We start from the raw sequence: 26,204 nt of genomic DNA, 5'->3' as shown, positions 1-26,204 counted from the left end.
GTGACAGTGCCCTCAGAATAAGCAGACATCGATTCCCATCAGCCCGTGGCGCTGAAGCGAAACGGGACAAATCCGTCCCATTTCGATCCGGTGCACGTCTATCTCTCCTAATGAAGCAGAAACCAAGCCAATTATTCGCGAGCCGGACAATCGACGTTTTCTCCGCGGCGACCGGCGTTGCTCACCCTTCGGCATTGCTGTTCGCGCGACAATTAACGGTTGTCTCGGGGCCATAAAGCGAAGTTGGCTAAATATAGGATCGCGGGTCAGGCTCAATACGGCTGTTGCTTCATAGAAGAAAGGAGCATGCTTTCGGATCGCGGCAGGGTCCTTTTGTTGCGATGCGACATAATCCACGGGACATCGGAGCGGCAAGAGGTTTGATCCACGCCCACAATCTGTCGCCGGGACAGGTGGACGGAAATCGAACATTGATGGAGTCGCATTTCGAGCGTGTGCGGGCGCGATGTCCTGATCCTGGCGCAGGGTCCGGGGTGATTCCTCCGGTCGTCGGGCCACGCTCCGGCTGACGCCCCCCGTTCGGCCGCCTCCGCGCCCGCCGATTCGGCAGGATGCGCACGCCCGAGGCCCCGAGCTCCCGTCGCAGGGACCTGACCCGCGATCGTCGTGAACGGCGCGGGCCAGGCCGGGCCGATGGCGTTCGCGGCGGCAGCCCCGTCAGGTTCCGGACGGCTTGTCACGGCGCGCGCCCGCCGCGGCGCGTTCGCATGCGCGCGCGAACCGGACCCGTGTCGCCGCCTCCACTCGCGACAGACCGACCGCCTGGGCCATCAGTCGCGCGCGCTCGACCTCGGACGTGCCCGGCGCCACCGATTCGGCGAGACCGACGAGTTCCGGCATTGGCGTGTCCGCATGGCTGCGCAGGCCGGCGGGCGCCACCCGGTAGGGATGCCGCGCCCGCGGTTCGTCGTGGGGTGGCCACAGGACGGCGCGACCGTCATCGTCGATGCGGGCCACCGAGGCGGGGACCTGTTCGAGGATCGTCTCGCGGATGAGGGGGCCCACCCGCTGCAGGCCGTGGGCGCGGGCCACGCGCCGGAGCAGCACGTCTTCGTAGATCGGCCCCTCCACAGTGAGCACGTGCGCCACCAGGGCCGCCAGGATCGGGCGGTAGGCGGCGTCATGGAAGCGCGTGGGCTCCAGGGCGAGGCCGAGATCGGCCGGGTCCGCGAGACGGTACGTCGGATCGCGCGCCACCGTGGGAATCGGCGGCGGTCCAGGCGTGGGGGGAAGCCCGGCGTCGAGCCGGTGGGCCGGCATCGCGTCGTCCGCCTCCGGAACGGGAGTCGGGCTCGGAGCACGCGTCGTCGCCGCAGCGGTCGTGTAATCCGCAGAGTCCGTCAGGATCGGGGCGTCGGGCACGGGTGCCGCGATCGGATCGCTCTCCGCCGTGGCTTCGACGGCATCGAGGCGGTCGGCCTCCAGGTCCTCCCGCAGGCGCCGGTCGAGCTGCGCGAGTGCGCCGGCTGCGTCGCTCCACCAGGCGGTGCTCCAGACCCGCCGGATGCGCCAGCCGAGATCGGTCAGCACATGCTCGCGCAGACGGTCGCGGTCGCGGGCCGTCGCGGACCGATGATAGGTGGCGCCGTCGCACTCGATGCCGGCGAGGTAGCGCCCCGGCGCGTCGGGGTGGACGATGCCGAGATCGATCCGGAAGCCCGAGACGCCGATCTGCGCGTGCACGGTCCAGCCCTTGGCCCGCAGCGCCGCCATGACGGCGGCCTCGAACGGCGACTCGACCTCTCCGCCAGTGGGCGCGAAGGCCTCGGCGAGCGCCCGCGCCCCGCGGTCGGCGAATTCGAGGAAGTGCTTGAAGTCGCGCACCCCGCGGGTCCGGGTGCGGCCGAGGTCGATCTGCTCGGGCCGGATCGAGGCGAAGACCACGAGCTCCTGCCTGGCCCGCGTGATGGCGACGTTCAGGCGGCGATGGCCGCCCTCCTTGTTGAGGGAGGACACCGTGCTCACCGTTCGGCCGCCCGGGTCGGGGCCGACCGCGACCGAGAACAGGATGACGTCGCGCTCGTCGCCCTGCACGGTCTCGAGGTTCTTCACGAAGACGGGCTCGTGCCAGCGGTCGCGATCGAAGTACGGCTCCAGCTCCGGATCGGATCGCCGTTGCGCGTCGAGCAGGTTCTCGATCAGCCGCTGCTGCTCGCCGTTGAAGGTGACGATGCCGAGGGAGCGCCGCGCCCGCGCGAAATCCGGATCGCGCAGGCGGCGCACGATGTCGGCGACGACGGCGCGGGCCTCGGGCCGGTTCACGCGGCCGGCTCCACGCTCGTAGACGCCGTCCGGCACGAAGGTCAGGCGCACCGCCCGGTCCTGGGTCACCGGCGAGGGAAACGTGATGAGGCGGCCGCCGTAGTAACGGGCGTTCGAGAAGGCGATCAGGCTCTCGTGGCGGCTGCGGTAATGCCAGTCGAGGGCCCGCCGCGGGAGGTTGGCCGCGAGGCACGCATCGAGGATCGATTCCTGGTCCGCGATGTCGCCACCGTCCTCGGTGTCGTCGCCGGCGCGGTCGCCGACGCTGGTCGGCGGAAGCTGCTCGGGATCGCCGACGACGACGACCTGCCGGCCTCGCGCCATCGCCCCGATGGCGTCCCAGGGGGCGATCTGCGAGGCCTCGTCGAAGATGACGATGTCGAACGGCGTCCCATCGGGGGGCAGGTACTGGGCGATCGACAGCGGGCTCATCATCACGCAGGGGGTGAGCCGCGCGAGGGCGTTCGGCATCGTGCCGAACAGCTTGCGCAGGGGCATCTGTGCCCGCTTCTTGGTCAGCTCGTGCGAGAGCGTGCCCCATTCGGGGTCGTTCCCGAAGGCCGTCGGACCCGGGATACCGCTCCCAAGGCGGTCGCGGACGACCTGCCGGGCGAGGTCGCCGACCCGGGCATCCGCGGCGCGGAACCGGGCGATCGCGTCCTCGTGGCGCTCCGGCAAGAAGCCCCGCAGGACCGGGTCGTCGCCGACGACGCGGTCGATCCACCAGCGGGCATAGGCGATCTCGAACGCCGCCTCGGCGGCGTCGGGGTTGATCCGGCCCGCCTCCAGGGCTTCGATCAAGGGGCCGAGGCCGAGGCCGCGCGCCGCCTGGGCCGCGCCCTGCCAGGCACACCAGCCCTGGGCGCGTCCGAGCCCGGCGGCCCAGCGCCGGGCGCGGGCGAGGCCGGCGCCGATCCAGTCCGCCTCCGCGGCCGGCGGCGTCTCGGAATCGCCCCGCCCGGCTCGGCGGGCCAACGCCGTCGTCGCGTCGCGCGTCCGGGCGTGATCCTGCGCGAAGGCGGCGTAGGCCTCCGCACGCGAGCCACCCGCCTCCCAGCCCTGGGACGGATGGGTGACGAGCCGGACGACGTGGTCGCGCAGGCGCTCGGGGCCGAGACTCGACGGCCCGAGGCGGGGCAGGAGCCGCGCTACCGTCTCGGCCCAGGCGATGGCCGGCGCGAAGTCGGCGGCGGGCCCCTCCGGGTCGCTCCAGGGCGGGCCCAGCCGGGCGAGGGCCGCCTCCTCGGGCCGGCCGGCCTGCCCGTGCCGGGCGAGTTCGATCAGGCCGGCGAGGTCCGGCCCGAGATCCTCCGGCAATGCGCCCTCCGCATAGGGCTGAACCTGCAGCAGGACCTTCCTCAGGCGCCCGCCCCGGACGAGGAAGTTCGCGCCGCGCGCCGCGACCCACTCGGCGAGGAGCCCGGGCAGGTCCTGGTCGAGGAGGCCGGGCCGGTACGCGCCGGTGAGCCGGCCGCGGAGTGCGGCCCGGGTCGCCTGGAAGCGGTCGCGCGCGGCCACCGCCCGGCGCAGGTCGCCGGCGGCATCCGCCAGGAAGGCGCCTCCGCAGGCGGCCTCGGGACGGATCAGCGCGCTGCCGAGATCCAGGAGGCCGCGGATCCCCGCCTCGGTCGCCGGCAGGGCCGGGAGCCCGATCGCCGCGGCGAAGGCCTGTCCGCTCGCGCGCAGGGCCGTCAGGGACTCGATGACGGCGGCGATCCCCGCGCCCAGGCCGTCGCGCCAGACCGGCGACCATTCGGTGGCGACGATACCTTGCAGCGGATGGTCGGCCAGGGGACCCACCGAGGCCAGGACGGGGCGCAAGTCCCGGCAGGCCGCCCGCAGGGCCGCGAGGGTGTCCGGTTCGTGGGCCCGGTGGTCGGGCCAGGCGAGGACGAGGCTCTCCGCGTCAGGGCCCGCCGCGATCACGCGTCCGAAGGCCTCGTAGGCCGTGAGCCCGTTCTCCCGCCGCCGATGCAGGGCCTGCACGAGGCCGTTCAGCTCGGCGCGCAGGCTCGCGAGGGCGCGCGTGGCGCCCGGCCATTCTGTCTGCGCAGGCGCGGCGCGCGCGTGCCACGCCCGGCGCAACTGCCCGAGCACCGCCGATTTCTGGGCCTTGGTGGCATGCACCTCCAGGCAGGAATCGCCGAGCCCGACCTCCTGCAGGCGCCGCTGCACCACCTCGAGGGCGGCCGTCTTCTGCGAGACGAACAGCACCGTGCGTCCCTGCGCCAGGCACTGGGCGATCATGTTGGCGATGGTCTGGCTCTTCCCGGTGCCGGGCGGCCCGAACAGGACGAAGTCCTTGCCGCCGGCGGCCGCCAGGACGGCGGAGAGCTGCGAGGAATCCGCCGAGAGAGGTGCGAAGACCGTCTCGGGCGGATGGTCCCGATCGAGTTGCGACGGATCGGGGAAGGGCGTCCCGTCGCCGTAGGCGTGCTTGGGCGTCTCGATGAGGTGGCGCACCACCGGGTTGCGCGTGAGGCAGTCGCCTTGGTCGACGAGATCCTTCCACATCAGGTGCTTGGTGAAGGAGAAGGTCGCCAGCACCATGTCGGGCACCACCTCCCAGCCGCGCAGGTCGCGCGTGTGGCCGCGGACGCTCCGGACGATCGCGTCCACGTCGATGCCGGATGCGTCGCGGGGCAGGTCGCCCTCCAGATCTGGCATCCGCAGCCGGAAGTCCTGGCGCAGCATCTCGAGCAGGGTCGGGTTGATGCGGGCCTCGTCGTCGTGCAGCGCCAGGCGGAAGCCGGCGCGGACGCTGGCACGCCGGAGGGTGACCGGGACCAGCAGCAGCGGCGCCCGGTGGGCGGCCTCGTCCGCCTTGCGGGTCCAGGACAGGAACCCGATGGCCAGGAACAGGATGTTGGCCCCGCCCTCCTCGAACCCGCTGCGGGCGAGGCGATAGAGATCGAGCAGGCGACCGTCGAGATCGGCCTCCGTCGCGGTGGTGGGGATCTCGTTCCGGGCCAGGGCGCCTTCGGACCCGGCCGGCCCGTCGGAGACCGGCGTCAGCCGGAACGCGTGCCCGGCCGCCAGGCCGTCTTCCAGGGCGCCGGGATCGATGCCCGCGAGGGCGATGGCGCCCTTGCCGGGCTTGAAGTTCAGGAGCTTGTTGCGCAGCGACAGGTCCAGGAGCTTCCGTTTCCAGCGCTCCAGGCGACCGACCGGCGTCTCGGGCGCCGCGTCGAGGCGCGGGCGCTCCGCCTCGTCGAAGGCGGGGGCTTCCGAGAGGGGCTGGTCCAGCGGTTCGACCGAACCGGGGGCCGCCTCCCTGCCCCGGCCGCCGAGATCCATGGGGCGGATGCCGCGCCGGCGGCAGCCGCGGATGTCGATGGCGATGTCGAGGGCCGCCGGAGCGCCGTCCTCCACCAGCCCGGCGCCGTGATCGACCGCGGCCCGGAAGGTCGTCGGTGGATCCTGCGTCAGCAGCGTCGTGTCGACGAGGATCAGGTCCTGCAGATCGCGCCGCTTGCGCAGGTGCTGCCGGTCGTCGATCGTCGCGCTCGCGAAGCCCTCGTCCTGGAGCCACACGCCGACGAAGGCGTGGCCGACGGTCAGTACCAGCACCGGGTTCAGGCCGGCCTGCTCCAGGCAGGCGGCGTAGAGCAGGGAGAGGTCGAGGCAGGTCCCGACCCGGTCCTCGATCACCTCGCCCGGACCGCGCACCGTCTGTCCGGCCTGCTCGAAGCGCGCCGGGGGGAGGACGGAGGCGAGGCGATGGTCGGCCAGGGCGGCCCAGATCGCCCCGGCGAGGTCCCAGGCCCGGACCTTGCCGCCGCGCCCGTAGCCATCCAGCGTGGTCGCGCGGCCCGCCACGCCGAGCTTCCTGGCGGCCGCGCGCAGGACGGCGTCGACGGCCGGATCGTCGGGTCGGACGAAGGCGGCGAGGAGGTGGGGCGCGCTCCGGGCGCCACCCCAGTGCGCCGGCGGCAGCAGGCGCATCTCGGCGACCGTCCGCCCCCGCTCGCCCTCCGCATCCTCCAGGATCACCGTCAGGGCGAGGCGGCCGACCTCGGTGCAGGGGGCGAGGAGGCCGGCATCGAGGGGCAGGGACGGGGTCTCGACCCGATAATTCGAACCCGCGGCCACGCGGTCGATGCGCAGCGTCAGTGGGCCCGCCACCGGTGGCCGGCTCTCGATGCGCAGCCGGAGGTCGACGAGATCGGCCTCCGTGGCGTTGGCGATCGCGATCTCCCGGATGACCGGAATCGCGCTCGCCGAATAGGCGAGGCTGACGTGGTCCGTGGCGGTGCAGGCGAGGCGAAGACGGGATGCGGGGCGAAGACCGGACGGCACCGCTGCCTCGGCGCCGGGCGCATCCGCCGCGCGGCTCATGCGGCGATCCCGCGGCCGGCAGGCCCACGGTTCGAGGCGGGGCCCACCGGGCCCGAAGGAACACCGCACGCGTCGACCCGGGCCATATCCGTAACCCACCACCCCTGCTGACCGTTTCTTCGCGCGCCGGGCATGGGTATTCAAGGTTGCAGGTGCGCAGGATCGGGAAAATCACAGATCGCATGGGCCGTCGCCGCCGGGCGGGACCCGACGGAGGGGGGAATCGCACAGGCTCGGGCGCGGCTCCCCTCCCCGGCGGACGCTCCGACGCTCCCGTGCAGCCCGGGTAGAAATCGCGGCGGTGGGCCGATCCGGGATCCGCCTCAGGGCGGCGGCCGAAGGGCCCGTGCCGGGAGTTCGCGGGCCATGAGATCCTCGACCTCGGCCCGGTTCGGCGCCGGTCTGGGGACCGTGATCGCGGCGGCGCCCTCCGCCGGCGCGGCGTCCGTGATGTAGCGCGGGGCCTGACCTTCGCCCGGGGGGACCGGAACCGGCACCGCGGGCGCCGCCGCACCGGGCCCCGGCACGAGGTAGCGCTGCGTCTCGCCGGACTGCTCGGAGGCCATGCGGCGCGTCGAGGCCTCCGGGCGCTTCTCCGAGCCGGGCCGTTCCATCGGGCCGGGCGGACGGAGCGCGGTCGCCGATCCCGGCGCGGTCTCGCGGGGCGTCCCCGTCGACCGGGTGACCGCCTCGCGCCGGCGCGCTGGCGCAGGCCGGCGGGCGAGCGTCTCCGGCTGAAGGCGGGGCGCATCGGCGGGATTCGCCGAGAGCCGCATCGATTCCACCGCGCGGGTCAGGTCGGCGAGGGTCGCCGTCACCGTGCGGCAGAGCTTGATCCGCACCGAGGCGGCCGGCGCGCCAGGATCGCTGCCGAACAGGGAGGACGGCCGCCTCCGCGCCGCATCGCCGCCGAGGTCGATCCATTGCCAGGCGTAGAGGCAGTCGATGCCCAGGGCGAGGCCGACCGGTCCGTGGGTGTTGCGGTGCGCCTGGGTCACCACCCGCATGGTCTCGCCGGGAAAGCGCGCCCGCAACTCGGCCGCGATCCCGGTACGGCTCGGCTTGGCCATGGCGAGGGCGGGACCGGAGCCCCCCTCCCCGCTGCGCACGCTCACCTCGGCGACGCCGCGCGGATCGTCCCGGAAGGTGATCCGCTGGGAAAAGCCGTCGCGGAACGAATTCTGCGCCACGTCCGACACGGGGCCGGCGCCCGGCAGCTCGAGGGCCGCGCGGCCGGGCCGGGCGGCGGCGGGGGGCGAGGGCAGGACCACCAGCGCCGCCAGCGCCGCCGCGGTTGCGGAATGCCGTATCCGACTCATGGCTGCTGTCCGGCGGTGGGGCCGGCCTCGATGAAGGTGGCGCGTTGCGATCCCGGGATGCCGAAGCGGTCGGATTCCCGGCTCGAGCGGGTCTGGCCGTTGGCGCCGGCGGCCTGCTGGTCCTGCCACTGGGTGCCGGCGGGCGGATCGGTCAGGGTGGAGGCCTGGGTCATGCCGTTGTAGCCCGGCAGCAGGGCGAAGCCGTAGCGCTCGTAGGGCATCGTCCCGGCGCCCGGCACCCGGCGGGCGACCAGGGGTGGCGCACCCGTCGCGGGTTCGGCCAGGACGCCGCCGGCACTCCGCTCGGGCACCTGCCGGGCCAGGGCGGCCGGCAGGTAGCGGAACGGGTTCTCGGCGGCGACGGACAGCGGGAATTCGCTGCGCAGGACCGGCAGGGGACGCACCGCGCCGTTGGCCGAGATGTCGGGCTTCGGCACGCGGCCGTAGGCGGCGGGGGCGCGGGCGGTGTTCGCGAGCACGACCGTCGCGGCGGGCGCCGCGGGCTGGCGTGCGCCGGCCGGGGGCGCTGCCGCGACGCTGCAGGCGAGCGGCGGCCCCTCCGGCCCCTCGCGGAACAGCAGGTCCACCACCTTCGGGAACAGCCCGTCGTAGCGGTTGACGATCTCGAGGTACTCGCGCGTGCGCTTCAGGCGCTGCAGCGCCAGGGCGTAGCCGAGCACCGTCGACTCGCTCGGCAGCCAGGCGATGCCGTGCTGGAACCACTCCAGGGCGGCGTCGAACTGGCAGGAATTGTAGGCGTACCAGCCCAGCGCCTGCGCGCCTTCCCCGGAGCTCGAGGCCAGGGTCACCTTTGCGTAGCGGTTGATCCGGTCCAGGTCGATGAAGACGGGATTGGCCTGGGTGAGCTTCCGCTCCAGGAGCTCGATGAAGAGGATGCTGTTGCCGACGTACTTGTCGCGCCAGGCATAGGCCACCTCCTCGGCCTCGCGCGTCATGCCGACCGCGCGCAGCGAATGGGCGAGCCCGTGGGCGATCATCGCGTCGCCGCCGCGGCTGATCGCGAGCTTGAACCAGTCCAGCGCCTCGCGGAACTGCTGGCGCTTGTAGGCGTACCAGCCGAGGAGACCGGTCTCCCGCGGGTCGCCGGTCTTGCGGGCCTGGGCCTGGAACACGGCGATATCCGTGGTGGTGGGCTCGTGCGCGGCCTCGTCGTGCAGGAAGGCGACGATCCGCGCGCGCGTGATGTCGATGGCGATGCGCCGGAACTCGGAATTGCCGTCGGAATCCGTCCGGCCGAGGGCGATGAGCTGCTCGGCCGCGGCCATCGGCAGGTTCGACATCGCCTTCTGGATGGTGGCCAGGCGGGCGCCCGTGTCGTTGCTGGTATCCAAGACGGACTTGTAGAGGTTGTAGGCCTGTGGCGTGGCCTCCTCGGCCGCCAGCGCGTCGGCGACGATCCAGAGGCTCTCGACGTCGCTGGGGTCGAGGGCGCTGGGATCGGCGCGGTAGAGGGCGACGACGTCGAGGTTGCGCCTGGCGCCGGCGAGTCCCTTGAGGCGGCTGCGGAACCCGGCGCGGCGCAGCTTGCGCGCCAGCTCGTCCGAGGGCTGCCAGGTCCCGTCCAGCGTGCGCCGCGCCGCGATGGCCGCGTAGAGGTCGTCGAAGCGGCCCGCGGTGAAGAGATCCCAGAGGGGGGCCTCCTCGGGGGGGCTCGGCTGCAGGGTGTCGAGGTCGGTGGGCTCCGTCCAGCCCGGGTAGAGCTGCTTGAGCCGCGCGGCCTCCGCCTTCATCCGGGCGGTCTGCTTCTGCGCCGCGTAGTAGCGCAGGGCGCTCTCGTCGACCATGCCGTTGGCCGCCGATCCCGTCGGGTCGACGACGATGGCGGGCGCGCGGCTGGCATCCTCGCCGCCGGGGCCCTGGGCCAGGGTCGGGAGGGTGAGCGCCGGGAGGGTGAGCGCCGCGAGGGCGAGGCCCATCGGGAGGCCGAGGGGCGCGGGGCCACGGCGCCGCCGGCGCGCTAACGCTTCAAGCATGAGGGTCCCCTCATCTGCGCGGCCACCATGGCCAGGAGATGCAGCGTGGTCGGATAGTAGTTCTCGGTGCCTTGCACCTGGCCGAAGCCCTCGGGGAGCGGCGTTCCCTTCACGGTACAGAGCAGCAGGCTGGAGAGGGCCGCGTAGCCGCTCTCGCCGAGCCACTCGACCGTGCGCCCGTCGCTGGTGTCCACGATGGGCAGGCGCTCGCGGTCCGGCCCGGACCAGAGGGCGACGAAGGGGGCGTAATCCTCCTGCCGTCCCACGTCGGCCCAGGCCATGTAGAGGGGAATCCGGATCGCGTTGTAGGAGAAGAGCGGCGGGAAGCCGTCCGCGGGACGGGGCTGGTCCCCCTTCAGGGAGATCCATTCGGTGGGCAGGTTGGCGCTGCCGAAGCGGGCGCGGCGCAGGAGCCGCAAGCCGCTGCGGGTCAGGGCGTCCCAGTCGTATTCCGGAGCCACCAGGGGCAGGCGCGCGAAGGCCGGGAAGACCCAGTAGGACAGGTTGATCAGGGGACCGTCGGCGCGTTCCCCAGCCGAGAAGCCCGTGACCGCCGGCAGCAGCAGCGCCCCGTTCCGGTCCTTGAACAGGATGGTCCGGCGGCCGACCTCGACGGCGATCCGCCGGGCCGCCACGCGGTAGCCGGCATCGTCCCAGGCCTCGGCGGCCTCCGTCAGCGCCCAGGCGACCAGGATGTCGCCGTCGGTGGCGTCGTTCATGTCCGCCACCGCCGGGCGCTTGGCCGGCTCCCAGCGCCAGGCCAGGAGGGAATCCGGACGCACCATCAGGTTGGCGCGGGTCCAGCCCCAGAGCCGCTCGAAGGTGGGCCTGTCGTTGGCCGCCACGGCGAGCAGCATGCCGTAGCCCTGCCCCTCGCTGTGGCTGATCCCGCCATTGGCGGTGTCGACCACCCGCCCGGCCTCGGTGACGAAGCGGGACCGGTAGAGGCGCCAGCCGTCCTGGTCCTTCAGGCTTCCGACGAGGGGCTGGGCCGCACGGGCGGACTCGTCCTTGACCTGCGGCGCGGCCGGCAGGGCGATGGCGGGGGGAACGGAGCGCGGCTGGTCCGGCATGGCGGGATCACGGGGCTGGGGATCGCGGAGCGAGCCGGCGGGCATCAGCGCGGGTCGGCCATCGACCCGGGCCTCCGGCCCGCCCTGGGCCCGGGCCTCCGGCCCGGCGGCGAAGCCGGTCGCGAGGCCCGTGGTCAGGGCGGCCGCGAGGGCCGCGCCGCGGACGGTCCGGAGCGGGCGTCTCATGCATTCCTCCGGCCGACGTTGCGGACCATGAGCGCGGTGGTCAGCCCGAGGCAGAGCGCCAGGACCAGGGCCAGCGTCGCGTAGACGGCGGGGTTCATCGAGAGCCAGCCCGCCAGCACGAGCCGGAGGTTCCAGACCGAGGGCGGCCGGGTCTCCACGATGCGGACGGTGTCGGGCTCGACCGTGTCCAGGCGGCCGTCGGCGGCGTCCAGGAAGGCGAAGCGCCCGCCGATCCGCGACCAGACCCCGGGATCGATGAGGCAGGCTACGGAGGCCTTGAGCAGGAGCGGGTTCGGCGCCGTGATCAGGGTGGTGGTGTCGTCGACGCCGATCCCGCCGCTGGACAGGGCCTGGGCCAGGATCAGCGAGGCGCGGGGCGGCACGGCGGAGGCCCGCTCCGAGGCCTCCGCATCGATCCAGGTCCGCGTCTCGCCGAGCAGGCCCCGCACCGTGGTCGAGGCCCGCTCGACGAGGCCGTCGGCGGCCTCGATCAGGGGATGGCGGGCGCGCAGGGTCTCGTCCCACTTCGTCACGAGGTCGCCGTCGCTGGCGGGGGCCCGGCCCGCACGGTCTCCGGCGGCGGCGTCCGGTCCGGCGCCGCGGGGCGTCGCCGGGCCGGCGACGCGGAAGCTGAGATCCGGCAGGCTGCAGCGTGCCGGCACGTTGCGGCGCAGGCGATCGAGGGTCGGGGCCGGCACCGAGCCGGACTGGCCCGCCGGACGGGCCGTCTCGGCGCGGGCTTCCCAGATCCGCCGGATCTGCTCCGGATCGAGGCCGAGCCCGGTCAGGGTCGCGGGCGCCACGGCGCGGACGGGCGCGACCATCAGGGTCGGTCCCGTCCCGCTCTGCGCCTCGGTGGCCAGCTCGAAATCGATCACCCGCCCGGCCGCGCTCGCCAGCCGCGCGGCGATCATGGCGCCCGCCGCCACCGTGTCGCGATCGAGAACGGGCAGCACGAGGCGCGGCCGCTTGCCATCCTCCAGGAAGGGGGCGCCGCCGCTGGTGGTGGCGGCGAGATCCGGGATCCGGGCGGCACGGGCCAGGTTCGGAACGCTGACGGTGGTCCGGTCGAGGAACAGGAAGCGCTCGCGCTTCGCGTCCGCCGTGCTCGCCGCGCAGGTGGCATCGCCGGGCGTCGGCACCTGCGCGGAGATCTCGACCCGGTTCAGGCCCGGCCGCCACAGGCCCAGGGGCAGCGGGATGGTGTTGTTCTCGAAGACCTCGCCCCGCGTCTGCGGCAGGGGCACGCTGGCGGCGTTGCGGCCATTGAGGTCGACGAGGATCCGCGCCTCGGAGGAGAGGCCGGACGCGTAGGCCCCCGAGAGGTTCAGGAGCATCTTGCCGTAATCGGCGGGCAGGAAGTCCGGCGGCAGCTGGACGTCGAAGCGGGTGGTCAGGAGGCGTCCGGAGAATTCCCGGGTCGCCACGCCGAGGGCTTGCAGCGTGATCCGGTCGCCGCTCTCCAGGGGCGCACCCCGCAGCAGCGCCGCGGCCTTCAGGCCGCGGGGCGTGCCGTAGGGCTCGGTGCCGCGGGCCAGGGTCGCGATCGCCGACTCGATCTCGTCGTAGCTGGTGCCGCTGACGACGAGGGCGGGGGCCCGGTCCTCCCGCGGCGGCAGCATCGCGAGCTTGGGTCCGGTGATCGGGCCGACGGCCTCGAGGTCCGGCGTGCCGCGCAGTTCCGCCGCGGTGCCGACGATGAGGTTGATCCCGGCCCGGCCGGTCATCACCGAGCCGAACTCCACCACCGGGCGGGCGATGCGCCCGACGAGGCCGATCGCCTCGATGGCGTGGAACATCCGCTCCAGGCGGGGCAGGCTCGGCTTGTCGTTGATCACGACGCGGACCGGCAGGGCACCGCCGTCGTCGGGTTCCAGCGCGGCGAGATCCTTCAGCTCGATCCCGGCGGCCGCCACGGGGGCCACCACGAGGCCGGAGCGCGAGGGATCGATCTGCGTCCAGAGTTCGTAGGTCGCGTTGAGGGAGCAATCGACCCGGTGGCGCTGGCTCGCCGAGAGATCGATGGCGTTGTAGCCGAGCTTCAGGCTGCCCTCGGGCAGCTCGAACTCCACCACCTTGACGGCGCCGGGCGCCTGGATGCGGGTTCGGCCGACCACGACGCCGTTGACGCTGGCGACGAGTTCCGACGTCTCGGGCGCCACCGAGATGGCGGAGAGGTAGGACACCCGCAGGCGGGGACGCCCGCGGCTCTGCGCTTCCGTGACGTAGACGGGGAAGCGCAGGACGTCCTCCTCGCCCTCCAGGCGGAACCCGCCGGTGGTGGCCGGCAGCCGCCGGGCGGGCCCGATGGTCGCCAGGGTGCCCTCCCGGACCGCCGGAGCCGGCGCCGGGGCGACGGCGGCCGCCGGGCCGCGCCCGGGCTCGCCCGCGCGGCGCAGGGCGTCGCCCGCGGGGGGGACCGAGAAGCGCTCGGCGGGGCCCGCGCCGATGAAGCTCTGGGGCCGGGCCTCCGTGGCCCCGCCCACCAGGGCCAGCGCGAGAAGCCCGCGGGTGATCGTCGTGACACGCATGCGAGCCTCCCTCACGACCGGGCGTGCAGGTCGGCGCCGCGCCCGCCGCCCGCCGCCCCGCCGAGCAGGCGATCGTTCTCGAATTCCAGCATCAGGCGGACCCAGTCGGTGCCCGGCTCGCCGTCGTTGCTGCGTGCGAAGCTCGGCCGGGCCGGCAGGGGATTCTCGGCCGGGCGCGGCCGGGCGGCCTCCGCCCCGCCGGGGCTTCCGCCGGGCAGGAGCGGCGCCCGCTGCGGGGTGCGCGGAAGGGCCGTGTCGGTGGTGGGGGCGGGCGCCGCCTGCGGGCGCGGCTTGAACAGGTAGCTGAAGGCGCGGAACGGCTCGACGAGGCCCCACCAGATCAGCTGGAGGGTGCCCGAGACGATGTTCTTGTGCCGGCGCCGGCTCTGCTGGAAGCGCAGCAGCGCGCCCGCATCGCCGTACATCAGGTTCGCGAGGCCGGCATAGCCCTGCGCGTCGAGGGGCTGGAAGCGCAGGGTCACCACCACGTCGTCGCCCGCATGGGCGATCGTCCCGACCTCGAACGGCAGCACGCCGCCGGCGGGGGCGCCGTCGAGGGGCTGCACCGAGAGCTGGCCGGTGCGGTAGGTGCTGCCGGTGCCGAACGGCAGGACGTCGGCCCCGAACCGGACGGTGCAGCCGACGGCCGAGGCGCGGTCCACCGCGACGTCGAGGGCGCGGCCGGCCAGCATCATCCGGCCCTGCCGGTTGATCGCCAGGGACGGGCTCGCCTCCGTGACCCGGCGCTCGGCCACGACGCCGAGGGCGGCGCCGGCCATGAGCAGGTTGAAGAAGTTCCACAGGCCGACCACGAGCATCAGGTTGGTGACGCCGGGCTCGAACAGGTAGCGGTAGAGGGCCGTGGCGCAGCCGAGCAGCAGCAGGCCGTAGACGGCGAAGAACGGCCAGGCCAGGGCGGAGAGGTGGTCCTGCTCCAGGGTCGTGCCCTTGGCGGTGACGTTGAAGGTCGGGCGCCGGGGCGAGACGATGACCGAGGCGATGGCGCGGAACAGGAACAGGCCCTGGACGTACTCGTACAGCTCGGAGACGAAGGGCCAGCGGAACTTCCCGTAGACGTAGTTCTGCATCATCAGGTTGATGACGACGTAGGTCGCCGTATAGGCGATGGATTCATCCACGCTGGCGACGAAGATCTTCAGGTCGAAGAAGATGTGCAGCAGCGGCGAGAACATGAAGATCAGCCGCGGCACGGGGAAGAACCAGAACGTCATGCTCGACAGGTAGGCGACCTTCTGGATGGCGTGCAGGCCGCCCTTGAACAGCGGGTTCTTCAGCAGAAGGATCTGGAACATGCCCTGGCACCAGCGCGAGCGCTGGCCGATGAAGGCCTCCAGGGTCTCCGGCTGCAGGCCGGCGATCAGGGGCTTGTCGACGTAGATGCTGTTCCAGCCGCGGGCATGCAGCTCGAAGGCGGTCTCGCAATCCTCCGTGATGGTGACGCCCGAGAAGCCGCCCGCCTCGTCGAGGGCGCGCCGGCGCAGGAGCGCGGCCGAGCCGCAGAAGAACGAGCCGTTCCACTTGTCGAGACCGCGCTGCGTCACCGCGTAGAACATCTCGTTCTCGGAGGGCATGCGCTCGAAGGTGCGCAGGTTGCGCTCGATCGGGTCGGGATTCAGGAACGCGTGCGGCGTCTGCACCAGGAACAGGCGCGGGTCCTGGGCGAAGTACCCGATCGTGTCGCGCAGGAAGGAGCGGAACGGGACGTGGTCGGCGTCGAGCACCACGATGATCTCGCCCTGCGAGTGCTTGAGCCCGTTGTTGAGGTTGCCCGCCTTGGCGTGCTGGTTGCGGGCGCGGGTGCGGTACTCGACGCCGAGGGATCCGGCCAGGGCCTGGAGCTCCATGCGCCGCCGCATCGCGGCCTGCGCCTTCGCCGGATCGGGATCGGCGCATTTCTGGTCGGTGCCGCCATCGTCGAGCAGCCAGACCGTCAGCTTGTGGGCGGGATAGTCGATGAGGCGGGCCGCCGCGAGGGTGACCGAGAGGATGCCCGCATCCTCGTTGTAGCTCGGCACGAAGATGTCGACGGTGGGCAGCGCGTCGAGGGCCTCCGGATCATCGGCGGCGGCCATCGGCGGGGGCGCGCGCCGGAGCGGGTCGGCGTTGATGGTCAGGCTGACGAACAGGATGAAGACGCAGTAGAGCTCGCCCAGGAGGAGCAGGAGTCCGAACCCGAAGCTGACCGGGTCGCCGACCGAGGGCAGCGTGTTCGTCACGCGCCAGAACATGTAGCGCAGCACGACGAGGCTTCCCAGGGCGAGGAAGACGAAGCGCGCCGGCTGGTTGTCGAAGAACACCCACAGCACCACCATCGCCGCCATGGCGCAGAGGCTCATGATCAGCTGGTCCTGCGTGCTGACGGGCTGGCTCAGCAGGACGAGGACGGCAGCGGCCGACGCGATCCAGGCCATCCAACGTAATGCACTTGCCACGAGCCTGCCCTTCCGCAATCCGCCTCGCCCGCGTTCCTCCGGGACCGACCTGGGCCCAGCGGGCCTTCAGGGTCGCAACCTGTGCGGGAACGGGATGGCGCAATACCTGTGAAACACCTGAGCGATTTGCCTGCCAACAGAAGTCCGGCCACATGTCGCAGGACTTGTGCATGTCCGGGATTGAACGCGCTCAACTGTTGTAAGATGGAACATATGAAAAAACGTGACTGGCGGTCACGCGCACGCAATCGAGCCTAACAAAGCCTGAACACTGGTCTAAAAAGCGGTTCTCGCTTCGACGGTCGAGTAGTATCCGCTGCCCTGGATGCGGTCTTTCACGTAGCCGACTCCGACGGCCATCTTGATCGGGCCGAAGGAAAATCCCGTCAGGTGTCCGCCGATGCGGTACTGATTGAAGAAGTTGTCGCCGAGGAACATGGCTTCGGGGCCGATATAGACCCCGTCGGCGACCATGTACCCGACGCGGAAGCGCGAGTAGTAGGCGTTGAACTGGGTCGAGTACGAGCCGTAGGCCGAGACCATCGTGTTCTCGGTCGGCCGCGCATAGAAGTTGGCCGCGAACTTGGCGCCCACGCCGGTTCCGACGACCGGGTTGCCCGGATCGAGGATCGACAGCTGGTTGCTGCGCACGTTGAAGCCGACGAAGCCGGCCAGGGCCGCATCGCGCCAGATCCACTCGTAGCCGCCCGACAGGGCCCCCTCCTGCTGGTAGCCCGTCACCCGCTGGCCCACCTTCTGCCCGGGATAGCTGTAGGTGCCGGCGACGCCCTCGACGCGCAGGCGGGGGCCGCTCTCGAGGAGCGTGCCCTCCGTGGCGATCGTGCCCGTCGCCGAGCCGAAGGCGGAACTGTTGGAGGTGACCGCGACCGAGGCGTCGACGGCCACCGTCCAGTTCTCGTCCAGGATCACCGGCTCCGCACCGGTGTACCAGTCCGCGGCGACGGCGGCGTGCGAGGGGCCCAGGACCAGGGGCAAGGCGAGGAAGGCGAGGCGCGACATCGAGGCGGATGATCCGTTCCGTTGAGGCATTCGCGCGCGATGGATGGAGATCGACGGCGTCCGCTCGCGGTAATTCATCGACCTTCTGGGTTAATTGAATCTTAACGCGACCGCGAAAGCTGGATCTCGCAAGTCACCAATGCCGAGGATGTGCTTTCGGGCAACATATGTTGTTCTTGGCGACGGTGTATTGTTGAAGAATTTCTGATCACAATGGTCATGTAATGAGCAGGCGCACAAAGAAGCGTCGGGTGATCTCCGTCGGTTTGAGGCTGTTCCAACAACATTCGGGCAAGTCGAGGCTGCGAACTTTTCAAGATTATGCAACCGATGCGCGTGGTCGGGCGGGTCCGTCGCGGGTTTCCGTCTCCGGAGCGCCGCCGAGACGGAGTTGCCGATCCTTGGAACGGCGGTCTCATGCGCTGCGAGGGCTGCCGATGCGGGCCCGAATTTTTCTGAGGATGGCCCTGTGGATTGTCCCCTCGCGGCCGCCCTCGGCGCCGCCACCGCATCCGGAGCCGCTGCGCGCGGCCCGAAGAGCCTGTGGGACCGAGGGGCTTCGGTTCGCAGGGCGAGCGCGGCGACGTCCGGGTCCCCCCCCGGCGTCGCGCCCCCTGCCCCCTGGGGCGGGGAGCGGGCCGGCCACGGGGGGGCATTCCGTGCGGGCGGCCCCGGGGTCGGCCGACGGCGGGGGTGGCGGCCTTCAGGCTGCCTTCAGGCTGCCTTGGCGGCCGGGTCGCGGGCCGCCCGGCGCATCACGGCGGCGAGATCGCCGTAGCGGAACGGCTTCTCGATCTGCAGGAAGGCCCGGGCGCTTTCCGGCAGGTGGCCCTGGGGGCCGGCGAGGACGATGCGGATCCCGGGATGGTGCTGGACCACCGTGGCGGCGAGCTGCAGGCCGCTCATCACCGGCATGCGCTGGTCGGCGATCATGACGTCGAAGCCCTCCGGCGCATCGAGGAGCGTCAGCGCATGTTCGGCGGAGCCGGCCTGGGTGACGCGGTGACCGAGATCGGTGAGCGCCTCGGCGAAGCTCTCGCGGACCAGGGTGTCGCTGTCGACGAGGAGGACGCGCAGGCGCGGCTGGACCGTGGCCGTCTCCTCATGGCCGGCCTCGGCCGGGGCCTCGCTGGCGGGGATCCAGATCTCGGCCAGGAAGGCGGAGTCGCCGCGTCCGTCGGCCACGAGGCGGAAGCCGCCGCCGATGCCGCTGAGCAGGCTCGCCACGGCGGCCGTGGAGCGCTCTTCTCCGGCCGGCTTCGCCGGGGCGGGGAGCCGCGCCGGCGTTCCGCTGGCCAGGACCAGGCGCACGTAGCGACCCGGGCGCAGGGCGATCCCATCCTCCTCGGACAGCACCCGCTCGTCGGCGCCGATCGCGAAGCCCTCGGAGCCGAGATCGCGCACGTGGAAGGCGAGGTTCAGCAGCACGGCCTCCAGCACGGACTCGCTGCACTGGGCGCGCGCGAGCCCGGAGCGGACCCGGAGCTTGATCGGAGCCTGGTTCAGGACGTTGGCGCTGAGGAACGGCACGAAGGCCGTCAGGGCGGTCCCGATCTCCGTCTCCTGGAGGGTGGCGTCGTCGCGGCGCACGAACCGGACCAGGCGGCGGGTCAGGCTGGAGCCGCGCTGCGCGCCCGCGAGGGCGGCCTCGACCAGGCGCACCTGATCCGGGTTGAGGCCATACCGGCGCTTGAGCGTGCCGAGATTGCCGCTGATCACGGTGAGCAGGTTGTTGAAGTCGTCGACCACGCCGTCGATGACCTGGCGCAGCATGCCCTCGCCGCGCCGTTCGGTGGCCTGTGCCCTGCCGTCGGAGGGGGCCGTGCCGTCCTGCGCGCCCGTCTCCCCGCCGGCCAGGCCGGCGGGAATCTCGCGGCTCAGGGCGTGAAGGCGGGCCGCGCCGGGGGCGGAGACCTCCGCGCTGCCGCGGATGAAGCGGACGAGGAGGCGACGCGTCTCCTGGCTGTCCGTCGTGTCGGCGCGGCGCAGAACCACGTCGTGCGGGCCCTCCCCGTCCAGGGCGGCCTGCATGGTGAACCGCATCAGGTCGCGATCCTGCGGCTTGATGCCGTCCGTCAGGTCGGTCAGCGCGACGGCCCGGTCGGTGGTGGCCGCGACGCCCGGGGTGGTGGAATCCACCCAGGTGACGTTGCCGGCGTCGGTGTCGATCTCCCAGTAGGTCCAGCCCGACATCGCCTCGAAGGTGCGCAGGCGCTCGCGCACCCGCGCCAGGGCGGTGCGGGCCTCCTGGAGGGCGCGGGCACGGCTGCGCTCGCGGGCCGTCAGGTGCTCGGCGCTCGCCCGGAACTCGGCGATCCGCGATGGCACGATCGCCTCGCCGTCCGCCTCCGTGATCCGGGCCAGGCGCCGCGTCAGGCGCCCGGTGAGGGCGTAGGCCAGGCCCGCCGCGAGCAGGGCGGCGGCGAGCCAGAGCGCACAGAGGCGCGGATCCGGCAGGCCGAGACCGGCGCCGCGGGATTCCGTCGTGCGGGCGACCGCGAGCCAGCCCGAGGGGCCGAGGTCGCCGTAGCCGGCGCTCGGGGTGGCGTGCTCGACGGTGCGGGCGCTCCCGTCGGCGCTCGGCTGCGCGGCGCCGCTCACGAGCGCCCGGCCGTCGGGCGCCAGGACCGTGAGGGCGAGGGGGGAATCCGGGGCGGGCTGCGCGCGAAGGATTCCGCTGCGGAGATCGGCGAGCCAGGTGTCGGCGAGGCGGGCGACGAGGTACTCGGCGTTGCGGGCGCCCGATCCGGCGACCGGGATCGCGACCTCGAAGGGGACGGGATCCCGGGGCGTCGCGGAGGCCGTGACGAGGGCCGTGGAGGCATTCCGTGCCCCGGCGAACCAGGGCTGTCCCGAGACGTCGCGGCCGATCATCTCCTCGTGGCCGGCGGCCCGGACGCGTCCGTTGGCACTGACCAGGAGGATGTCGGCATAGGCCGGGCGCAGGTCGGCCCAGGCACGCAGCACGGCCTGAGGATCGGCATCCATCAGGCCGGTGCCGGTCTGGCGAAGGGCCACGGCCGCGGTGCGCAGGTCCTGCGACACCTCGAAGAGGCTGCGGTCGAGGGCGCCGGCGAACGCCTCGGAGGTGCGACGGACCTGAGCGGCATCCGGCCCGGCGCCGCGCGGCGGGCTGGTCAGCGCGAGGCTGCTCCAGACCATGACGGCGCTGAGCACCACGACCGTGCCGGCCTGGAAGGCGGCCACGGACTTGAGAGAAACGCGATCCAATCCCAACATGCCGCTGATCGCTCCGCTGCCTTCACTTCCCGATACGCGACACCAGACGGACGGGCCCCACAACCTGTGGGGATAGGATGGTTAATTTTTCCTTAAATTCAGTTGGCGCCTCGCGCTGATCAAATGTTCGGCCGGCGATACTTGTCGGGCCAATCGGCCGGCGGCCGGACCGATCAGGGCTCCGGCTGCAGGAAGCCGTGAACCGCCTGCACGACCACCGAGCCTTCGCCCACCCCGGAGGCCACCCGCTTGACCGAGCCCGCGCGCACGTCCCCGACGGCGTAGAGGCCCGGCACGGTGGTGGCGTAGGGCGACGTGGCGGGCGCCCCGTCGGGTCGCAACCCCGTCGGCACGAAGCCCTTCGGGTCGAGGGTGAGGCAGTCGGCGAGCCATCCGGTGTTCGGCACGGCCCCGATCATCAGGAAGACGTTCCCGACGGCCCGGGTCACGCTCAAATCGCGCGACCGGTCGGTCCAGGTCACCGCCGTCAGCGTGTCGTCGCCGTGGAACGCGCTGATCTCGGTCCGCGTGTGCAGCGTGATCCGCGCGGACGCGGCGATCCGGCGGACGAGGTAGTCGGACATGGTCGCGGCGAGTCCCTCGGCCCGCACCAGGAGATGGACACGGGCCACAGTGCGGGACAGGAACATCGCCGCCTGCCCGGCCGAATTCCCGCCGCCGACCACGATCACCTCCGCGCCGGTGCAGAGCTGCGCCTCCATGGCGGTGGCCGCGTAGTGGATGCCCTGCCCCTCGAAATGCGCGTAGCGCGGCAGGTCGAGCCGCCGGTAGCGGGCGCCGGTGGCGGCGATGACCGCGCGGGCGGGAATGGCCGTCCCATCCTCCAGGAGCACCCGGAAGGCCGGCCCGTGGCAATCGAGACCGGCCGCCATGCGGGAGATCGCGAGCCGCGCCCCGAACTTCTGGGCCTGGACCTGTGCCCGGCCGGCCAGGGCCTGACCCGAGATGCCGGTCGGAAAGCCCAGATAGTTCTCGATCTTCGAGGACGTGCCCGCCTGACCGCCCGGCGCCAAGCCCTCGACCACGATGGTGTCGAGCCCTTCGGAGGCGGCATAGACCGCTGCGGCGAGGCCCGCCGGCCCGGCGCCGATCACCGCGACGTCGTAGACGCGGTCCGGATCGATCGTCTCCGTCAGCCCGAGGATATCGGCCAGCACGGCGTTGCTCGGGTTGCGCAGGACCGCCGTGCCCGGCGCGAGGACCACCGGCAGGTCGGCCTCCGTCAGGCCGAAGCCGTCGAGCGCTTCGCGCGCCGCCCCGTCGAGGGCGACGTCGAGGATGCGGTGCGGATAGGCGTTGCGAACGAGGAATCGCTCCAGGCGCAGGGTCTCGCGCTGGTGGCCGAGGCCGATCAGGACGACGCCGCCGCGCCCGTGTCGGATCAGCCCGACCCGGCGCAGGATGAAGGCCCGCATGATGATCTCGCCGATATCGGGCTCCGCGGTGACCAGCCGGCGGAAGGCCGCGCGGTCGATCCGCACCACCCGCGCGTCGCTCACCGTGCGGCCCGAGACGAGGATCTCGCGATCGTTGAAGAGGTCGAGCTCGCCCGTGAACTGGCCCTCGGTATGCACGGTGAACACGGTCGTCTGGCCGGCGTGGTCGGTCTCGAACATCTCGATCCGTCCGGACCGGACGAGGAAGAAATCCACCCGCCGCTGACCGCGCGCGAAGATCACCGTGCCCGCCGGCAGGGTTTCCTCTCGTCCGTAACCGGCGACGCGCTGCGCCATCTCGTCGTCGAGGCGCGGGAAGGTCTGTGCGGCGCGCTCGTCGCCGTCGATCCCCGTCGTCAGGGCCGTGTCGCTCATGTCGGAGCACTCCATCACGCCGTACGGGCCGACACGGCCGAAGCGGCAGGGGGCAATCCGCCCCGAAGGCATCGGATCGGGCGCTGTCTTGGACGAACCCTCTGGGCGCCTGTGCCTCGAGCCGGGACTGATGCACGACGATGCTGGTCGCGTGAAGCGAAGGGGGCCCGCGGCGCGCGCCGAAGACCGCCGCCCCGAACACCGCCGAACCACGGGCCGCGCCCCGGCGGGACGGAGGCGGGCGGGCGGGCGTCCCGGGGCAGCCTCCGATCCCGGTGGGGGGAACCGCTCCCGCCCCGCCCTCCCCCGCCGTGGCACGGTCGTGGACCGCGTGGCGCACAGGGCGGCGGCTCTCGGAGAGGACGTTCGGGGGTCAGCCCTTCACGAATGCGAGGAGGTCGGCGTTCAGGACCTCCGCATGCACCGTGAGCATGCCGTGCGCGTAGCCCGGATAGGTCTTGATCGTCCCGTTCCGGAGGAGCTTGATCGACTTCAGCGCCGCGTCGGCGATCGGCACGATCTGGTCGTCCTCGCCGTGCAGCACCAATGTGGGGACGCCGATGGCCTTGAGATCCTCGGTCTGATCGGTCTCCGAGAAGGCCTTGATCCCGTCGTAATGGGCCTTCGCGCTGCCCATCATGCCCTGTCGCCACCAGTTCCGAACCACCCCGGGAAGCACCGTCGCGCCGTCGCGGTTGAAGCCGTAGAAGGGACCGCCCGCGACATCGAGGAAGAACTGCGCGCGGTTCCCGGCGGTCGCGGCCCGGAAGCCGTCGAAGACGTCGCGCGGCAGGCCCTCGGGGTTGGCGTCGGTCCTCAGCATCAGGGGCGGCACCGCCGAGACCAGCACCGCCTTGGCGACGCGCCCGGCCGGTTCGCCGTGCCGCGCGACGTAGCGGGCGACCTCGCCGCCCCCGGTGGAATGGCCGATATGGACGGCGTTGCGCAGGTCGAGCGCCTCGACCACCGCGAAGGCGTCGGCGGCGTAGTGATCCATGTCGTGGCCGCGGTCGACCTGCGTTGAGCGGCCGTGGCCGCGCCGGTCGTGGGCCACGACCCGGTAGCCCTGATGCAGGAAGTACAGCATCTGGGCGTCCCAGTCGTCGGACGAGAGGGGCCAGCCGTGATGGAACATGATCGGCTGGGCGTCCTTGGGACCCCAATCCTTGAAGAAGATTTCGACGCCGTCCTGGGTGGTGACGTAGGTCATGGCGATGGCCCCGGTCTCAGAGAGAAAGATCGTCGCGGTGAATGGCGGTCTGGCTCCACGCGCGTCGGGAATCCCGTCGCGTGGTCGCGGGCCGGCCGCCTCAGCGGCTTCCCGAAGGGGTGAGCATCAGCCGCGTGTCCATGAGACCGGGACCGTCGGCGCGGCCGGCCTCGCAACGACGGCCGGGGGCTGCGCAGGTCGACAGCGTGGAGACGCCGATCCGGCGCCCGGTGGGGTCGGCCGCCGGGCCGGTGCCGGGCAGAGGCGTTGCGGGTAGCAGCATCGGTCGCGGCTCTCGATCATCGTGACCCGAGGGCGCGCCGAAGGACCAGCGACCGCGTCGGGGATGCCATGAGCTATGGCGCCCGGTGGTCGACCGGGCTTGACGATTTGCGGCGCGATTTGGACGAATGCGTCATGGTGCCGGGACCCGGACGGCGCGCCGTACCGGCGGACCGCGTGCGGCTCCGCTCCGGCTCGTTCGATCGGTGGCTCCGGTCTTCGGCAGGACGTCTTGGGCAGGACGTCTTGGGCAGGAGGTCTTGGGCAGGAGGATCGTCCACGCGGCGATGGCGCGAACCGGGGACCGGAACGCGCCATCGGGGAACGCTTGAACGGGGAGACACCGGTGCGGGCACCGGGTCTCGTTCGGTTCCGACCCTCAGCGACCCTGCTGCGGCATCAGCGCCCGAGCCTGCTGGACCGCGTCGCGGCAGGAGGTATCGCCCTTGGCATTGAGATCGGTCGCGCGCTGCAACGCGGTCTTGGCCTGCGAAACCTTGTCCTCGGACGAGAGACTGGCGGAGGCAGACGCCTCGCCGCCCTTTGATGCCTCGGCCGCGGCGGTCGGCTTGTTCTCGGATTGCGCGCGGACATCGGCCGGCGACGTGGCGATCTGGCCGTTCGCCACCGAATTCGCCGGACCCTTCCCGGCCGCCGCGGCGACCGGTCCGGCGACACCCCCTACCGTGCCCGGGGAGCCGCCGCTCTCGCGGGAGGCGCCGCCCTGCTGCGCCCGATCCGTCTCCGCGGTTCCAGGCTTGGCGGTGCTTCCCGTGGTGCCGGAGGTCTGATCGGCCGACGCGGCGCTGGGGCCCTTCTGCTGTCCGGTGTCCGGCTGGGATACGGGGGCGCCCATGCCCACCTGAGTGCCGAGTTCACGCTTGAGCTTGGCGATGTCGTCGCTGCAGGGACCTCCCTCCTGGGCAAAGGCCGCCGTGCTGACGAAGCCGAGGAGGGAGAATGCGGCGGCAACGCCGATCATCTTGAAACGTTGCATGGGATTCCTCAATGAAATGCTCCCACCAACGTCAATATAATGTACAAGTTCAATAAAAAAACGTATTTACCCGTCAATATTCGCTTCAAGTCAAAACAAAGAACGTTTTGTGCAGCGTTGTAGCTTCTAAGAACGCGAAATTCGATGCGCCCGGAGACAAATCCGGACGCATCGATCTGTCAGTCTGTTATCTCACCGGCGAACGTCCGGCGCGACCAACTCGGATCAGTAGCCGTAACCATAGGCCGGGTAGCCATAGCCACCGCCGTAGCCGTAGGCGGGTGCGTAGCCGTAACCGCCGCCGTAGTAACCGACCGGACGGCCATAGCCGTAACCGTAGCCGCCGTAGCTGTTCGCCACGATGGCGCCGGCCGCGAGGCCCGCGATGCCGAGGCCGATGGCTGCGCCGGGGCCGATGCCGCGACGGTAGCCGTAGCCGCGACCGTAGCCGCCGCCGTAGCCCCGGTACCCGCCGTAGCCGCCCCGGAAGCCGACGCCGCGATAGCCGTAGCCCCCGTGGCCGTAACCGTAGCCGCCGTGGCCGTAGCCGCCGCCGTAGCCCCAGCCGCGGGCCTCGGCAGGGGCCGATGCCAGGAGGCCGAGTCCGAGCAGGGCCGTCGATGCCAGTGCGAGCTTGCGCATGCGATCTCTCCTATCGTGTGGAATGTAGGCTCATAACAGCCCCGAGCTTGGCGCGTTCCAATGCCGACCATGGTTCAACACGTCACAGGGGCAGTAGCCGTTCCCACCCAGATAGGTATCGTAGCCTATAGCGGGTCCAAAGCCGTGGGAAACCGCGGAAGGACCGCCCCGGGTCTAGCTCTGGCCGACCACATAAAGCGTACCTCTGTTCTGCACTGGCCGAACAAGGCTGTGCGGGGATCGCGATCCTTTGATCGGCGCAGCCTGAAGTCTGAGATTCGTCCTGAGAAGCGAAGCAGCACATGCCAAGATGCGCATGAGAGTTCCGGGTTCCGACTTGGAAGCCGAGACCCGGATCAGGACAGGACCGTTCCTTCACCCGCGCGTCAGGCGGCACGCCATGGTGTGAATGCCCTGGCGTGATCTGCGATGATCGGGCGAGGTCCGGCGCGCCGTCCGACCGGGAACGCCTCGCGGATCCGACGCTTGCGCCGGTCCGGACCGAGGGGCTCTCGGGTCTCTCGGAGCGCTGTCCCCACAGAGCGAGGAACAGGTCTCAGGAGCCCGCCAGCATGCTCGTGGATTGGAATACGACGAAGATCAGCGTGACCAGGGCTGCGGCCGCGGCGAGATAAGTCACCGCCTTCATGAACTTGGACATGGTTTCGAAGGCTCCATCTGAAAACGCGTTCGGGCGCGCGGGGCATGCCGCGCGCCGTCACCCAAAGGTCGAGGGGCGTGGGCCCGTCGCCCGTGGCCGGGGCTCGGAAGGACCGGCCGCGTGCAACGGGATCTCGAGCCGGG

At 71.8% G+C, this 26,204-nt stretch carries 12 protein-coding genes; all 12 read right to left on the bottom strand.

Annotation, left to right across the window (positions count from 1 at the left end):
* Positions 1-678: 678 nt before the first annotated feature.
* On the bottom strand, positions 679-6,621 hold the full coding sequence (locus ASF20_RS04040) for a DUF3320 domain-containing protein (RefSeq protein ID WP_082501160.1): 5,943 nt from the start codon (positions 6,619-6,621) through the stop codon (positions 679-681).
* A gap of 323 nt (positions 6,622-6,944) precedes the next feature.
* Complete coding sequence (bcsN, locus tag ASF20_RS04035; RefSeq protein ID WP_056271098.1) at positions 6,945-7,940, bottom strand: cellulose biosynthesis protein BcsN; 996 nt, start codon at positions 7,938-7,940, stop codon at positions 6,945-6,947.
* Entirely contained in the window at positions 7,937-9,934 is a 1,998-nt protein-coding gene (locus tag ASF20_RS04030; protein ID WP_056271095.1) for a hypothetical protein, read from the bottom strand. The genes bcsN and ASF20_RS04030 overlap by 4 nt, the downstream gene beginning before the upstream one ends.
* Positions 9,919-11,193 (bottom strand): glycosyl hydrolase family 8, encoded by a 1,275-nt coding sequence (locus tag ASF20_RS04025; protein ID WP_056217992.1) that lies wholly within the window; start codon positions 11,191-11,193, stop codon positions 9,919-9,921. The genes ASF20_RS04030 and ASF20_RS04025 overlap by 16 nt, the downstream gene beginning before the upstream one ends.
* Entirely contained in the window at positions 11,190-13,724 is a 2,535-nt protein-coding gene (locus tag ASF20_RS04020; protein ID WP_082501159.1) for a cellulose biosynthesis cyclic di-GMP-binding regulatory protein BcsB, read from the bottom strand. Before ASF20_RS04020 ends, ASF20_RS04025 begins: the two co-directional genes overlap by 4 nt.
* An 11-nt stretch (positions 13,725-13,735) precedes the next feature.
* On the bottom strand, positions 13,736-16,156 hold the full coding sequence (gene bcsA / locus ASF20_RS04015) for a UDP-forming cellulose synthase catalytic subunit (protein ID WP_056271093.1): 2,421 nt from the start codon (positions 16,154-16,156) through the stop codon (positions 13,736-13,738).
* A gap of 297 nt (positions 16,157-16,453) precedes the next feature.
* A complete protein-coding gene (bcsS, locus tag ASF20_RS04010) occupies positions 16,454-17,197 on the bottom strand; it encodes a cellulose biosynthesis protein BcsS (protein ID WP_082487015.1) in 744 nt (247 codons plus the stop codon).
* Between the two features lie 714 nt (positions 17,198-17,911).
* Positions 17,912-20,437, bottom strand: a complete 2,526-nt coding sequence (locus ASF20_RS04005; RefSeq protein WP_056271090.1) for a response regulator — start codon at positions 20,435-20,437, stop codon at positions 17,912-17,914.
* Between the two features lie 173 nt (positions 20,438-20,610).
* Positions 20,611-22,269, bottom strand: coding sequence for an FAD-dependent oxidoreductase (locus ASF20_RS04000; RefSeq protein WP_056271088.1), 1,659 nt, complete (start codon positions 22,267-22,269; stop codon positions 20,611-20,613).
* 373 nt (positions 22,270-22,642) lie between these two features.
* Positions 22,643-23,479: an alpha/beta hydrolase gene (locus ASF20_RS03995; protein ID WP_056271085.1), complete on the bottom strand. Its 837-nt coding sequence runs from the start codon at positions 23,477-23,479 to the stop codon at positions 22,643-22,645.
* A gap of 661 nt (positions 23,480-24,140) precedes the next feature.
* Positions 24,141-24,758: a hypothetical protein gene (locus tag ASF20_RS03990; protein WP_056271082.1), complete on the bottom strand. Its 618-nt coding sequence runs from the start codon at positions 24,756-24,758 to the stop codon at positions 24,141-24,143.
* A gap of 225 nt (positions 24,759-24,983) precedes the next feature.
* Positions 24,984-25,400, bottom strand: a complete 417-nt coding sequence (locus ASF20_RS03985; RefSeq protein ID WP_056217965.1) for a hypothetical protein — start codon at positions 25,398-25,400, stop codon at positions 24,984-24,986.
* Between the last annotated feature and the right edge of the window lie 804 nt (positions 25,401-26,204).

The sequence above is a fragment of the Methylobacterium sp. Leaf88 genome (assembly GCF_001422795.1).
Lineage (GTDB): Bacteria > Pseudomonadota > Alphaproteobacteria > Rhizobiales > Beijerinckiaceae > Methylobacterium.
The sequence above is the reverse complement of the archived record's forward strand: the minus strand, read 5'-3'. Positions and strand labels throughout refer to the sequence as shown.

Excerpts from the sequence above, each read along its gene's own strand:
- ASF20_RS04040 (WP_082501160.1), bottom strand. The coding sequence starts at position 6,621 with ATGAGCCGCGCGGCGGATGCGCCCGGCGCCGAGGCAGCGGTGCCGTCC.
- bcsN (WP_056271098.1), bottom strand. The coding sequence starts at position 7,940 with ATGAGTCGGATACGGCATTCCGCAACCGCGGCGGCGCTGGCGGCGCTG.
- ASF20_RS04030 (WP_056271095.1), bottom strand. The coding sequence starts at position 9,934 with ATGCTTGAAGCGTTAGCGCGCCGGCGGCGCCGTGGCCCCGCGCCCCTC.
- ASF20_RS04000 (WP_056271088.1), bottom strand. The coding sequence starts at position 22,269 with ATGAGCGACACGGCCCTGACGACGGGGATCGACGGCGACGAGCGCGCC.
- bcsS (WP_082487015.1), bottom strand. The coding sequence starts at position 17,197 with ATGTCGCGCCTCGCCTTCCTCGCCTTGCCCCTGGTCCTGGGCCCCTCG.
- ASF20_RS04005 (WP_056271090.1), bottom strand. The coding sequence starts at position 20,437 with ATGTTGGGATTGGATCGCGTTTCTCTCAAGTCCGTGGCCGCCTTCCAG.
- ASF20_RS03990 (WP_056271082.1), bottom strand. The coding sequence starts at position 24,758 with ATGCAACGTTTCAAGATGATCGGCGTTGCCGCCGCATTCTCCCTCCTC.
- ASF20_RS03985 (WP_056217965.1), bottom strand. The coding sequence starts at position 25,400 with ATGCGCAAGCTCGCACTGGCATCGACGGCCCTGCTCGGACTCGGCCTC.
- ASF20_RS03995 (WP_056271085.1), bottom strand. The coding sequence starts at position 23,479 with ATGACCTACGTCACCACCCAGGACGGCGTCGAAATCTTCTTCAAGGAT.
- bcsA (WP_056271093.1), bottom strand. The coding sequence starts at position 16,156 with ATGGCCTGGATCGCGTCGGCCGCTGCCGTCCTCGTCCTGCTGAGCCAG.
- ASF20_RS04020 (WP_082501159.1), bottom strand. The coding sequence starts at position 13,724 with ATGCGTGTCACGACGATCACCCGCGGGCTTCTCGCGCTGGCCCTGGTG.
- ASF20_RS04025 (WP_056217992.1), bottom strand. The coding sequence starts at position 11,193 with ATGAGACGCCCGCTCCGGACCGTCCGCGGCGCGGCCCTCGCGGCCGCC.